The following is a 12437-nucleotide window of genomic DNA, read 5'->3' as shown; positions in this document are numbered from 1 at the left end:
TGGTTTGCAAATGTATTATGATCCTTTTCCTTTCGTCTTTTGACGGAAGGATTTTTTTATGAAAATGTCCCTTTTTCACATGCTGGAGTGTTATAGAAGTGTAGTGAATAACAGGAATAAAATTAACATTTACCATTTTAGAAAGAGGTGATTTAGAAAATGAAGCACAATGATGAACTCAAAAAAATACTGATCACGCTCTCAGCAGCAACCCTGCTAGGAACAGGAGTGGTAGTGAGTGGAGCTGCAGCGGGGTTGTCCCGTTCAGTTGAGGCAGCATCCGTACAGCAGCAGAATGGAGCACCAGCCGATCAGAAGATCCAGAAGCAACTGCATGCCCTCGAAACGGGATTGAAGGAAGGAATGCTTTTGGCTTATTACGTACGTGACAAAGTCTCTAACCATCAGGATACGATCAGCTTCTCTGGCAAAGGATTTGTTTTTAAAGACTACAAATCCTTTGCTGCTAAATTCAAAGCGTTGAAGGGTCCAGCTACTCCACAGCCTGGAAATCTTCCTAAGGGCTTCGCTCTGGCGACAGCCATCATTTATCCACCGTCTGTAGCAAAAGATTCAGAGCTGTATTTACAATTAGAGCAGGAACTAAAGGCAGCGGCGGCAGGTGATCCCAACAAACAGTTGTTTAGCAAGATCATCAGCTGGAGCCAAACGAACTTGTCTATGCAGCTGTATGCCAAAGGAAAAGCCAATTTTAGCATTGTAACTGGAGTGCCGCCCGCCAAACTTCCCGAAGAAGCGGTGCCTTTTGTACGAGCTTCGGAAACTAAGAAAGAACTGACGGTCAACGGTAGGAAAGTAATTCTTACAACTGATTCGGCTAAAGAAGCAAGTTTCAACACTAAGCTAGTGTGGCTGGATAAATCAGGCGCGATACAATATTCCCTTTCAGACAATCGGGTCAGTAAACTGACGACAAATGAAATGTTGGCTGTAGCTAAAAGCATGATCAAATAACCAAGGGTTAAGGGAGGATATTATAATGATGATTAAAAAAAGTGCGGCCATCACGGCTTTGAGCCTGATAGTGTTAATGAGTGCGGTAAGTGGAACAGCAGGCGCAGTGCCTGCGGGGAGCAATAATAAAAGCAAAGGAACGGTTCCGGTTGAGCAGAAATCACCACCGGTATCGCCAACGATTAAGGATTTGATTGCCAAAGAATATGCTGTTCCCCTACAAGCGGGAGAAATTAAGGCTCTCTATGTTAATGACAAAAAATCTAATCCAGAGGAAGATTTGAGTGTAAGCTATATGCCATACAGATTCAGCTCTATAAACGAAGCAGCACAGAAGCTATCTTCATTAACTGGGAATTCACTCCTGATACCCGCTGCTCTACCAGACGAATATAAGTTGCAGGATGTCGTTTTAAATCCAGTGCTTCCGAAGTTTTTCAGTACAGAGTATAAGACCCTCAGAGATCAGGTAAAAGCTAAAGCACAAGCTGCTGGTAAAAAAGTGATTTCACAAAGCTTAAAATGGAGCGATACAGAAACCTCTATCACTTATCTGCGAAATGGGGAGAGATTGAATCTAAAATCAGCTCCAGCATATACGCTTCCGGAAGGGGTTACTTTAGCGCAGCTGCCTGGTGACCAGGATGAAAATTTAACCATCAACGGGGTTGAAGCGGTCTACACGCTGTTTGGTCCTCACCATGGAGATCTAAAAGTCCAGCTTGTATGGTCCAGTGCGGATGGAAGTACTGATTACACACTTACGAATACGAAAAATACTGCGCAGACAAAAGCAGAGCTGGAGGCCATTGTAACAAGTCTTACAGCACAATAAGAAACGTCCTCTCGATATACTCGGGAGGACGTTTTTTTGGGTGAGAGTTATCCCTTTTGCTCCAGAGTACATGACTGCGGAGGAAGATCTACCCTAGCTTGAGTAACAGGCTGACGAAGAGTACCTGAAGAATTCCACTCTAGAAAATGGACTTTGAAGACGAGCTCCGGCTTTATCCAAAAAGCACCCTTGCCTCGCTGTGGAACTGCTGCAAAGGGCATCTGATCTATTTTTAAATGATGTACCTCCGCAGTTAAGTCTCGTTTATCCTGTACAGTCAATTTTCCTGGCCCGGCATGTCCGATGTAATGCAAATTACCTTTGTCATCATAGAGCCCAAGAAGCAGTGCGTTGACGATGCCATCACGGAACGTTACACCCCCGGCTACTGCCGTAATATCAGAAATGATTTTGCGTTTCTGCCAGCGCTTATCTTTTCCACCCGGAGCATAAGAACTGTTGATGTCCTTGCAGACGATTCCCTCCAAGCTCTGACTCTGTACGGCGGCGAACAATTCTGTGGGATCGGTATAACTGGGTACGGCCTGTACATGAGGATGCGGCAGCAGAATATCGCTTAACAACTGCTGCCGCGAGAATAAAGGTTGATCTATCGTCGATTGGCCATTGTATAACAAAATATCAAAAATCATATAAATGACAGGAACCTGATGCCTAACGACGGAAATGGTGGAGCCATTCTTTAAGCTGTCCCTTCGCATCACCTCGTGAAATGAGGGCTTGCCGTCCTTGAGCGCAATGATTTCACCATCAAGAATAACGGAATCCGCCTTGCAGTAAGCAGATACATCAGTAAGCTCAGGATATTGCGCTGTACGATAGTTGCCACGTCTGTTAATAAGCTGAGTAGTGCTTCCGTCGTAATAGGACAACATACGAACGCCATCCCATTTAATCTGTGCGATCCACTGGTTGCCTGCTGGAAGCTGCCCAGCCAGTATGGGTTCAAAAGGAACAATAGGCTGAAGCTTCATGAGCAGAGCCTCCTACGATACGGTTGTTTTGCTTTTTGCACTGCGACGTTTCGGTTTTGGTGCGATGACTGGAATCGGCCCGGAAGCTTCGATTTGCTGATCGTCAGGTTCAGCTGCTGCTTTGGTCTTGGATGTTTTTCTTTTGGCAGCCGGAGCTGCTTTAGCCTTGGTTTTCTTTGTACCTGCTAATGAAGGACCCGGATCTGTAGGGATATGCTGAACAGCCTGAATACTGGCCTGCAATGCAGCCATTAGATCAATCACATTGCTTTCCTGTTTAGCGGGAGCGATATGAAATTCCTCGCCTGCAATTTTATGTGAGATCAGATCAAGCATACGCTGGCGATAATCATCGGTATATTTTGCCGCATCAAAAGGCGTGGATAGCTGTGAAATCAGTAGTTTGGCCATATCCAGCTCCTTGTCATTCACTGTCCCTGCCTCGGGCAGACCAGGTACTTGAGAAATCGGTCGCACTTCATCCGGATAAAAAATGGTCTCAATAGCGAGGCAATCCTCCAGCACTCGAATCGCGGCCAGACTGCTCTTGGAGCGAATCGAGATTTTGGCAATGCCAATTTTACCAGTTTGGCGCATAGCCTCCATAAGAAGTCGATATGCATTTGTCCCTGCCTGATCCGGGGATAAGTAATAGGTTTTTTGAAAATAAATTGGATCGATCTCCGTCAGATCAACAAAATCGAGTATGGTAATGCTTTTGCTGCTTTCGTCGGTCAATTGATCCAATTCCTCTTTGTCGAATAGAACAAACTTCCCTTTTTCATATTCATAACCCTTGCCGATTTCTTCCCAAGCCACCTCTTTGTCACACACCGGACATTTACGTACATACGACAGTGGGCTACCGCATTCCTTATGGATATAACGCAGAGAAATGTCCTTGTCTTCCGTAGCGGAGAACATTTTAACCGGAACATGCACTAGCCCGAAGCTGATGGCTCCTTTCCAAACGGTATGCATCAAATAACGCCTCCTGATCTAAGGTAGTCTGCTTTGGGTTAGTATGAGCAGGAAAGGCTTTTCTAGCCGGGTGCATTTTTTGTGAAGCATGGGAAAATATATAATCAGGCCTTTAAAGCTGAGGAGGAGAACACAAAGGAATGGAACCAAGAGGTAATGATTGGAGCGATGTACTAAGCGAGCAGGATATTCCGGCAACAGTTGTGGATTGGGAGAGTATTATTGCTTCTCCGGAAGCAAGCCAGGTCTCGGACTCGGAGAAGCTCGATGCGGAATCTACCCTTGAAGAAACTTCGCCATTAGAATCATGATTTTTAGGAAAAATAAAGGAGGAGAACAGTTGTGGACATCAAACGGGCACAGGATATCTATGCTTCTAAAGAGACAGTGAGTGTACATTTGGATGGAGAACCTGTATGGATTGAGCATGTGGATGCACAGAATGGTATGGCTACGGTTCAAGTGGGCTCTCGTCCAACGAATACGCATACAGTAGGCGTTGAACGGTTAGAGGAGCAAGAACATTAACAGGGGTTTGGTCGAAGAGTGAGATGAGCTAAATCACACATTTTTAAAAGAGACTCTTTATGCTTATTTTTGCGTAGAGGTCTCTTTTTCTATTGCTGGCTTACTGGCATAGCAGAATGAATGGGTCAGTTGTTGCGGTGGATGGAGCATACCGATATAATTAAATGTAATGGTTTTTGGCAGGTATATTTTAAAAGGTGGTAGTTGTAGTTGGACAATATAGACGAAACGGTGTTCACTTACCGTTCTCACAGCCTCCAGGATACGGGGTTGCTTGCAGGTGCTCTAGCTGCTGCTTCAACGCCAGGGATGGTTATCGGTTTGGATGGTGATTTGGGCGCAGGGAAAACAGCATTCTCGCAAGGATACGCTCGTCATCTTGGAGTAAAAGGGATCGTAAACAGTCCTACATTTACAATTATTAAAGAATACGAGGGCCGTCTACCGCTATATCATATGGATGTGTATCGGATTTCGCTTCAGGAAGCGGACGAGCTTGGTCTGGATGAGTATTTCTACGGACAAGGGGTCTGCTTGGTGGAATGGAGCAGTATTATTACGGATTTAATGCCGCCGCGGCATATGCATATATACATCGAAACAGTCGGGCCGGATGAAAGAATGATTACGGTGACCGGAATCGGGGAGCCGTATGGTGAGCTTTGCCGGCAGCTGATCCAGAAGTGGGGTTAAGGAAGATGACGAATCAGAATACAGAGCCGCGCAAGCGGCTTTTAGCGCTGGATACATCAACTGCAGTATTAGGCGTGGCAGTTACAGAGAATGGGGAACTACTGCATGAAATAAATGCCTCCGGTGAACGGAACCATTCGGTGCATTTACTGCCGATCATTGAGCAGGCGCTGCAAGCAACAGGAACTACTGCTGCAATGCTGGGCGGGATTTCTGTTGGTGTGGGTCCTGGATCGTATACGGGGACGCGTATCGCAGTTACCGCTGCCAAAACGCTGGCATGGGCATGGGATGTACCAGTAGTCGGTATTTCGAGTCTACAGGCAGTGGCGTGGGGCGGATATCAAACAGCCCTCAAGAATAACGTGACAAAAGAGTCGGAACAAACTTACGACAATATTGGCTACGGACCTGATTGGATCATTCCACTAATGGATGCACGCCGAGGACAGGTGTATACAGGACTTTTCGCAGCAGAGGGAAATAGTGCTCCTATTCGTCTTGAACCTGATGCCATCCGTCTGATGGCAGACTGGGTGGAGTACCTAGTTGAACGTTTAGAACAGGCGTCAGCCGAGGGCAATAAGCCCGCTGTTCTTTGGTTTGTTGGGGAGACTGCAGTTCATGGCAGTGAGGAATCGCTTCGTCCATTGAAGGATCTTGGTGTTTCTATTGCAGTTCCTTATGAAATGGAAGGCCGCTGGACGGGATTTCTTGGAGAAGCGCGGCTTCACGTAGAGAAAGATGATATCCATAGCTTGATCCCTAACTATACTCAGATCTCAGAAGCGGAGGCCAATCTGCGGTTAAGCAGAGAAGGGGGCTTAAAGAAACCATGACGGAAGCGGAATCAATGATAGCTCAAGAGGCTGAACTTGTTTTTCGTTTGATGAAGCTTACGGATATTCCTGACATTCTTATCATTGAACGGGAAGCCTTCACGATGCCTTGGACAGAGGAAGCTTTTCGAAACGAGCTGACACATAATCATTTTGCAAAATATATGGTTATGGAGCTGGCAGGTCATATTATCGGTTATGCCGGTATGTGGGCCATCGTGGATGAGGCACATGTGACGAATATAGCCTTGCTTGAAGCCTATCGTGGACGTAAATGGGGCGAGCGTTTACTCGAAGAGCTGATGAATACGGCGTCTTATGTAGGTATGAAGTCTATTACACTTGAGGTACGGGTATCGAACGAGGTAGCACAGAATTTATATCGTAAAAAAGGCTTTCGTTCTGCTGGCACACGCAAAGGATATTATTCCGATAATCGCGAGGATGCGCTCATTATGTGGGCGGATCTGCCAGAGTACGAGGAGCATGGCAATATGGAAGGAAGCGTGGAGTTGAAATGAAGACAGAAACGGGCGCAGCTCAGCCTGTACTAATACTTGCTATTGAGACGAGTTGTGATGAAACATCGGTGGCTGTGGTCAAAAATGGCTCTGAAGTGTTATCCAACATCATCTCGAGTCAGATTGAGACGCATCGCGCCTTCGGGGGCGTGGTACCAGAAGTAGCTTCCCGTAAGCATGTGGAAGTAATTACACTGGTGATAGAGGAAGCACTCGCTACAGCAGGGGTTACACCAGATCAGTTGTCGGCGGTGGCGGTTACGCAAGGTCCAGGTTTGGTGGGGGCTTTACTTGTTGGGGTAGTCGCTGCCAAGAGTCTTGCCCTTGCATGGGGTAAGCCGCTGATTGGCACACATCATATTGCAGGACATATTTATGCTAACCGTTTAGTGGCAGAGTTGCAGTATCCATGCATGACACTAGTGGTGTCCGGTGGACATACTGAACTAGTTCATATGGAGCGGGAAGGTGAGTTTCGAATTATCGGACGTACCCGTGATGATGCAGTAGGCGAAGCTTATGATAAAGTGGCACGGGCATTAGGATTCCCTTATCCTGGTGGACCTCATGTAGATCGTCTGGCTCGCGAGGCGACTGAGGTTGTACCGTTGCCAAGAGTATGGCTGGAGCCGGATTCTTACGATTTCAGCTTCAGTGGCCTAAAGTCGGCTGTGCTGAACGTTGTGAATCAGAGTAAGATGAAAGGTCTTACGCCAGATGTGGCAGGCATTGCCCGCGGGTTCCAAGAATCTGTGGTCGAGGTGCTGGTGGAAAAAGCGATACGCGCTGTTAAAGCTACTAGCTCCAAGCAGTTACTGTTGTGCGGAGGTGTTGCAGCTAATGCTGGACTGCGCTCAGCATTGATCTCACGCTGCGAAGCGGAAGGCATTGAGCTTATTATTCCACCTCCGGTATACTGCACGGATAATGCAGCTATGATTGGAGCAGCTGCATACGTGAAATGGCAGCATGATGGCGGAACGCCGCTGGATATGGTTGCAGACCCTGGATTCTCACTGGAACAATGGTCTGTATCTGCCTATTGACATCATTTGGAGCTAACGAGTATAATCAGTTCAATTAAACAAGGAAACGCTATGAACGGAAGTAGTAAGGATACTCTGGGATAAGAGAGCTGCGGGTAGGTGCGACGCAGTCGAAGGGGACCTGAACTCGTCTGGGAGCGGAACGGTGGAAGCATTACCGGCAATTGTCGCCGGAACGTTCGTACACCGTCTACGGGTAACCTCCGTGATAGGGTGGTCGAGTACCTAACATACTGGACCGTAGAGTGGATGTTCAATTGGAATCGGCAGTAAATTAGCCGTACAGAGCATCAACAAGAGTGGTACCGCGAAGGTTAACAGCCTGTCGTCTCTTGAATGAGACGGCAGGCTTTTTTGTATGGATTTAGAGTGTTGAGTAATGTATATAATACACGCTAAGAACGGGAGTAGTAGAGAATGACGGTGAACAGAGAGCTGCGGGGTGGTGCGACGCAGTCACCGGATGTCTTGAATCTCGCCCGGGAGCGGAGCGGCGGAAAGAAGAGTACGCTGCCTACGGCTGTCCCCGTTAACGGACCTTTCAAGAATATCCTGACATCCTCAGGATGGATCGGGAAGAAGAGCTGGACGCAGCTTAACGGCTTGATTATATTTATAGCCTATGCGTCAAAAAGAGTGGTACCGCGGAGGGGTAACCCGTCGTCTCTTTATTAGAGACGGCGGGTTTTTGCGTTCTTTAAGAAGCGTTCGGGTACGTGCTCAACGCTAATAAGACGCCAAGAGTGAACCCTCTGCACATTCCAAATTGTGCAGAGGATTCATTCATATCAGCTGCCGGCAGCAGTGGGTGGGAATTTAGCAGGACCACAAGTCGACGTGTGGTTCTGCGCTGAAGCATAGGCTAGAGGTAAGGAATCCAAAAAAAGAGGAAAACAGGAGGAATTCAGATGATTATTCCAGTAAAGAAACGTATACAAATTTTCGATACGACTCTGCGAGACGGCGAACAGGCTCCGGGTGCAAGCCTGACTCCAGAGCAAAAAATACTGCTGGCCTATAAGCTTGCAGATCTGGGTGTTGATGTGATGGAACCTGGATTTCCGATATCGAGCCCTGGTGATTTTGCAGCAGTACAGACGATTTCGCGAAAGGTGCGAAATGTGGAAATTTGTGGTTTTGCACGGGCGGTTAAAGGGGATATTGATGCGGCAGTCCGGGCAACCCAAGATGCTGAACGCCGGCGGATTCACCTGTTCATCTCCTCTTCTGATATTCATTTGCAGCATCAATTGCGTATGAGCAGAGCTGAAGTCGTGGCCAAAGCCCGCGAGATGACGGCTTATGCGCGTCAATTCTCTGATGTCGTTGAATTCACCGCGATGGATGCTGCGCGAACAGGAATCGATGATTTGATTGAAATGGTTGAAGCTGTTATTGAGGAAGGGGCTTCTATTATCAATCTGCCCGATACGGTTGGTTACGCATTGCCACATGAATATGGGGAAATGTTCCGACGTGTACGGCTGGGTGCAAGAGGTGGAGACAAAGTAAGCTATAGTGCCCACTGTCACAATGATTTGGGGCTGGCTGTAGCCAACAGTCTGGCAGCAATTGATGGAGGCGCGACACAGATCGAAGTCACTGTGAACGGAGTCGGCGAGCGTACCGGGAACTGCGCGCTAGAGGAGCTTGTGATGGCGCTCGAAACTCGCGGGGATGCGATTGGAGCAGAAACAGGTATTGTGCTCGATAAGCTGTATGATACTTCGCGGCTGATCAGCGGAGCGATGCATTTTCCAATCGCCTATAACAAGCCAGTCGTCGGAAGAAATGCCTTCCAGCACGAGTCAGGGATTCATCAGGATGGTTTGCTGAAGGATCGCAGCACCTATGAGATTATGGATCCGGAACGGTTGGGCATCCCGCGTAGCATGATCATTCTCGGCAAGCATTCTGGCAGACATGCGCTGAAGGACCGGGCGGCAAAGTATGGCATTACGCTGGAGCCTGCGGAGCTGGATGCATTGTATGAATCGTTTAAAGAGACCGCTGACCGTCAAAAGGTTGTCAGTGATGACCAACTGCTGCAAATGGTGAGCAGTACTACCGGACAGCAAGCTCAGGTTTATGAACTGGGTGAGGTTCAAGTATTGGCAGGTAGTGCCCAGCGCCGGGTGGCCGCGGTTACAGTTCGCCATTTGAAGTCTGGACAGGAAACCTCTCACACCAGTACTGGTGATGGTCCGCTTGAGGCCATTATCGCCGCTATTGGGCAAGGCATCTCGGAGGACATAGATTTTGCGGGGCTTGAGCTGCATTCACTCGGAAGTGGAGAGAACGCCCAGGCGGAGGCGGCTGTGATGGTAGAATGGGAAGGTCTTAAATTTAGAGGCACAGCTACGCATCAAGATATTATCATGGCAGCAGGAATTGCCTATATTGCAGCCTGTAATGCTGCGCTACTCTCTACACAAATCGTTTAATATATATCGGTCCGCTGTCTGATTTAGAGATAGCGGGTTCTTTTTTAGCATATAATGAGGGGTTCTTGGAGTAGTTACGTCTTTTGTCAAGTTGTGGACAACGTTATCCACATATTCCGTCTGAGTTGTGTAAAAAGTGCGTAAAATCAGCAATGTCAGCTCTTTTTAAATCACCGTTATAACCATTTTTGTTACCAATGAAACCTTGTGGGAATTGTGGATAATGTGGATAATTCGGTGGATAATAATTCCTGGGAATTGAAAATACCGATTTAACGCATAAAAAAAGCCCCTAAGGGGCTTTTTTAGTAGGGAGTTATACACGAAACCTGTGTATAGAGCTGTGGATAACTATTTATGAACAAATCGAGAAATATGAAAAAATATTTATGAAGTGGATTTTACATTATTCGTCAGCAAGGATTTCCCATTCGTTAAATAAATCTGTAAGCTGAGTTTTTTTGTTCTTTAGGTCCTCTTCATGACCTTGAAGAGCTAAATAATCCTGATAAATCTCAGGTTTAGTCATTTCATTCTCTATATAAGCGATCGACTCTTCTAGTGAGGCAATGCCTTCCTCGAGTTCAGCGATACGCCGCTTCCGGTTACGCTCTTCACGCTTGGCTTGCTTGTCCGCTTCGAAGGAGGAAACAGGGTTTTTTTCAGCATCTGCAGCATCCTTGTTGACGTTCTTGGAGGCTAACTCGGCGGCATCTTTCGCAATCTCTTCCAATTCTCGTTTTTTCTCAATATAGTCATCGTAGTTGCCGAGGTATTGATCGATCCCCTCGGGATGAAGCTCCAGCACCCGTTCAGCCATTTTGTTGAGGAAATAACGGTCATGAGAAATGAAGAGCAATGTGCCTTCAAAATCGATTAAAGCTGACTCTAGAACCTCACGACTGACCAAATCCAAATGGTTGGTTGGCTCATCTAGAATGAGCATATTTGCGCCTCGCAACATGAGCTTTGATAATGCAACGCGTGCTTTTTCGCCGCCGCTCAGCGCAGAGATTTTCTTAAGAACATCTTCACCGCTGAAGAGGAAGTTGCCGAGAATCGTACGGATTCTGGCTTCCTCAATCATTGGATATTCACTCCATAGTTCTTCCATTACTGTGTTCTTTGGATTGAGGCGGGTCTGTTCCTGATCATAATAAGCGACCTTTACTTTAGTACCCCAATTAACGGTTCCGGCAGATGGCTCACGGGTTCCGGTCATACACTGCAGCAGTGTAGATTTACCGATACCATTAGGACCGATGAGTGCAGCAGTTTCTCCACGGCGCAGTTCAAAAGAAGCATCCTTGAACAAAGGTGGGCCATCAGTAAAGGCTACCGCGACATTACGAACTTGCAGCACTTCTTTACCAGACATGAAGTCGGGCTCGAAGGAGAAGCTGGCTTTCTTCAGATCACCCATCGGCCGATCAATACGGTCCATCTTTTCAAGCGCTTTGCGTCTGCTCTGCGCACGTTTTGTGGTAGATGCTCGTACAATATTTTTCTGAACGAAATCTTCCATTCTTGAGATTTCATCCTGCTGTTTCTCATACTGCTTCATCCGTGCTTCATATTCGGCAGCCTTCAAATCTACATACCGGCTGTAATTGCCTGTATAACGCCGAGATTGATGACGCTCGATCTCTACAATAGTGGTCACAAGCCGGTCCAGGAAATAACGGTCATGAGATACAACCAGAATTCCGCCAGCATAACTGCGAAGATAATCCTCAAGCCAAGTTAATGTTTCGATATCCAGATGGTTCGTCGGCTCATCCAGCATTAGAAGATCGGGAGCCTGAAGCAAAATGCGGGCTAATGCGAGTCGAGTCTTCTGGCCTCCACTAAGTGTGGAGATGGGTGTATCCGGTGGGAACTCGCCGAAGCCCATGCCGTGCAGGACACTGCGGATTCGTGTATTCATTTCATAACCACCGTGATCCTTGAACCAATCGGATCGGCGTGCATATCGTTCGAGTAATTCTTCGTACCGTTTTGGGTCTTCTGCCAGCTTAGGATCGGCAATGCTTACTTCCATCTCTCTTAGCTCAGCCTCGGCTTCGATCAACGGTGCGAAAACAGCCATCATTTCTTCATGAATGGTTTTGTCGGATTGAAGTCCGCTATTTTGGGCTAAGTACCCGATTGTAGTTTCTTTTGATTTATGAATTTGACCGCTGTCATAGGACATTTCACCAGCCAGAATTTGCAGAAAAGTTGATTTGCCGGCACCATTAACACCCACGAGTCCGACACGTTCCTTTTCATTCACCTGAAGGCTTATGCCGTCTAGTACGTTCTGTATACCATATGATTTTGTAATTCCTGTCGCTTGAAGAAGCATAACGATGAAACCTCCACCCTTGCATATTTCGCCTTGGCATTTATACCTCAGCCGTATGAACAACTTATTCTATAGTTTACATGAAAAGCGTTTTCCAAGCGAGAGCTCGATATATCGGAAGTAGGGAATAACGACCTGGCCCAGAAACACAGTCCTATCCACCTTGGCGAACCGGGGAGAAGAGTGGTAAACTGGATTTACAAACAAGGATAAGCTTGGGATAAATATATGGG

At 47.0% G+C, this 12437-nt stretch carries 12 protein-coding genes and 1 other annotated feature; of the genes, 9 read left to right on the top strand and 3 right to left on the bottom strand.

From position 1 onward, the window contains the following. The first annotated feature begins 159 nt into the window (after window positions 1-159). Together UQ64_RS18550 and UQ64_RS18545 are read left to right on the top strand one after the other, a co-directional pair. Window positions 160-975, top strand: coding sequence for a hypothetical protein (locus UQ64_RS18550; protein WP_060625022.1), 816 nt, complete (start codon window positions 160-162; stop codon window positions 973-975). A gap of 25 nt (window positions 976-1000) precedes the next feature. Further along, window positions 1001-1810, top strand: coding sequence for a hypothetical protein (locus UQ64_RS18545; RefSeq protein ID WP_060625021.1), 810 nt, complete (start codon window positions 1001-1003; stop codon window positions 1808-1810). A gap of 47 nt (window positions 1811-1857) precedes the next feature. Here UQ64_RS18545 and UQ64_RS18540 read toward each other — a convergent pair whose 3' ends face one another. Together UQ64_RS18540 and ku are read right to left on the bottom strand one after the other, a co-directional pair. Then, entirely contained in the window at window positions 1858-2805 is a 948-nt protein-coding gene (locus UQ64_RS18540) for an ATP-dependent DNA ligase (RefSeq protein ID WP_060625020.1), read from the bottom strand. 12 nt (window positions 2806-2817) lie between these two features. Then, a complete protein-coding gene (gene ku, locus UQ64_RS18535) occupies window positions 2818-3786 on the bottom strand; it encodes a non-homologous end joining protein Ku (protein ID WP_060625019.1) in 969 nt (322 codons plus the stop codon). Between the two features lie 140 nt (window positions 3787-3926). Here ku and UQ64_RS30945 point away from each other — a divergent pair, with 140 nt between their 5' ends. The 7 genes from UQ64_RS30945 to UQ64_RS18500 all read left to right on the top strand — a co-directional run bounded on the left by UQ64_RS30945 (window position 3927) and on the right by UQ64_RS18500 (window position 9857). Next, the gene (locus tag UQ64_RS30945) at window positions 3927-4097 is read left to right on the top strand and encodes a hypothetical protein (protein ID WP_156417607.1); all 171 of its coding nucleotides are present in this window, start codon (window positions 3927-3929) and stop codon (window positions 4095-4097) included. A 31-nt stretch (window positions 4098-4128) separates the two neighbouring features. Continuing rightward, window positions 4129-4314, top strand: a complete 186-nt coding sequence (locus UQ64_RS18530) for an H-type small acid-soluble spore protein (RefSeq protein ID WP_060625018.1) — start codon at window positions 4129-4131, stop codon at window positions 4312-4314. Window positions 4315-4524: 210 nt separating this feature from the next. Then, the gene (tsaE, locus tag UQ64_RS18525) at window positions 4525-5007 is read left to right on the top strand and encodes a tRNA (adenosine(37)-N6)-threonylcarbamoyltransferase complex ATPase subunit type 1 TsaE (RefSeq protein WP_060625017.1); all 483 of its coding nucleotides are present in this window, start codon (window positions 4525-4527) and stop codon (window positions 5005-5007) included. A gap of 5 nt (window positions 5008-5012) precedes the next feature. Further along, window positions 5013-5846 (top strand): tRNA (adenosine(37)-N6)-threonylcarbamoyltransferase complex dimerization subunit type 1 TsaB, encoded by an 834-nt coding sequence (gene tsaB / locus UQ64_RS18520; RefSeq protein WP_060625016.1) that lies wholly within the window; start codon window positions 5013-5015, stop codon window positions 5844-5846. Then, the gene (rimI, locus tag UQ64_RS18515) at window positions 5843-6367 is read left to right on the top strand and encodes a ribosomal protein S18-alanine N-acetyltransferase (protein WP_060625015.1); all 525 of its coding nucleotides are present in this window, start codon (window positions 5843-5845) and stop codon (window positions 6365-6367) included. Before tsaB ends, rimI begins: the two co-directional genes overlap by 4 nt. Beyond that, on the top strand, window positions 6364-7413 hold the full coding sequence (tsaD, locus tag UQ64_RS18510; protein ID WP_060625014.1) for a tRNA (adenosine(37)-N6)-threonylcarbamoyltransferase complex transferase subunit TsaD: 1050 nt from the start codon (window positions 6364-6366) through the stop codon (window positions 7411-7413). The genes rimI and tsaD overlap by 4 nt, the downstream gene beginning before the upstream one ends. Window positions 7414-7801: 388 nt before the next feature. After that, window positions 7802-8084: a binding site (T-box leader), on the top strand. Window positions 8085-8321: 237 nt separating this feature from the next. Next, a complete protein-coding gene (locus tag UQ64_RS18500) occupies window positions 8322-9857 on the top strand; it encodes a 2-isopropylmalate synthase (RefSeq protein ID WP_060625012.1) in 1536 nt (511 codons plus the stop codon). Window positions 9858-10263: 406 nt separating this feature from the next. Here the strand turns inward: UQ64_RS18500 and UQ64_RS18495 are convergent, their stop codons facing one another. After that, entirely contained in the window at window positions 10264-12204 is a 1941-nt protein-coding gene (locus tag UQ64_RS18495; RefSeq protein WP_060625011.1) for an ABC-F family ATP-binding cassette domain-containing protein, read from the bottom strand. Window positions 12205-12437: the final 233 nt, after the last annotated feature.

Origin of the sequence: Paenibacillus etheri (assembly GCF_001012825.1) — a bacterium.
Taxonomy (GTDB): domain Bacteria; phylum Bacillota; class Bacilli; order Paenibacillales; family Paenibacillaceae; genus Paenibacillus_AQ; species Paenibacillus_AQ etheri.
The sequence above is the reverse complement of the archived record's forward strand: the minus strand, read 5'-3'. Positions and strand labels throughout refer to the sequence as shown.

What these genes read in the sequence shown, in the direction of transcription:
- UQ64_RS18500 (WP_060625012.1), top strand. Translation starts at nt 8,322, where the DNA reads ATGATTATTCCAGTAAAGAAACGTATACAAATTTTCGATACGACTCTG.
- UQ64_RS18540 (WP_060625020.1), bottom strand. Translation starts at nt 2,805, where the DNA reads ATGAAGCTTCAGCCTATTGTTCCTTTTGAACCCATACTGGCTGGGCAG.
- tsaB (WP_060625016.1), top strand. Translation starts at nt 5,013, where the DNA reads ATGACGAATCAGAATACAGAGCCGCGCAAGCGGCTTTTAGCGCTGGAT.
- tsaD (WP_060625014.1), top strand. Translation starts at nt 6,364, where the DNA reads ATGAAGACAGAAACGGGCGCAGCTCAGCCTGTACTAATACTTGCTATT.
- UQ64_RS30945 (WP_156417607.1), top strand. Translation starts at nt 3,927, where the DNA reads ATGGAACCAAGAGGTAATGATTGGAGCGATGTACTAAGCGAGCAGGAT.
- UQ64_RS18550 (WP_060625022.1), top strand. Translation starts at nt 160, where the DNA reads ATGAAGCACAATGATGAACTCAAAAAAATACTGATCACGCTCTCAGCA.
- ku (WP_060625019.1), bottom strand. Translation starts at nt 3,786, where the DNA reads ATGCATACCGTTTGGAAAGGAGCCATCAGCTTCGGGCTAGTGCATGTT.
- UQ64_RS18545 (WP_060625021.1), top strand. Translation starts at nt 1,001, where the DNA reads ATGATGATTAAAAAAAGTGCGGCCATCACGGCTTTGAGCCTGATAGTG.
- rimI (WP_060625015.1), top strand. Translation starts at nt 5,843, where the DNA reads ATGACGGAAGCGGAATCAATGATAGCTCAAGAGGCTGAACTTGTTTTT.
- UQ64_RS18495 (WP_060625011.1), bottom strand. Translation starts at nt 12,204, where the DNA reads ATGCTTCTTCAAGCGACAGGAATTACAAAATCATATGGTATACAGAAC.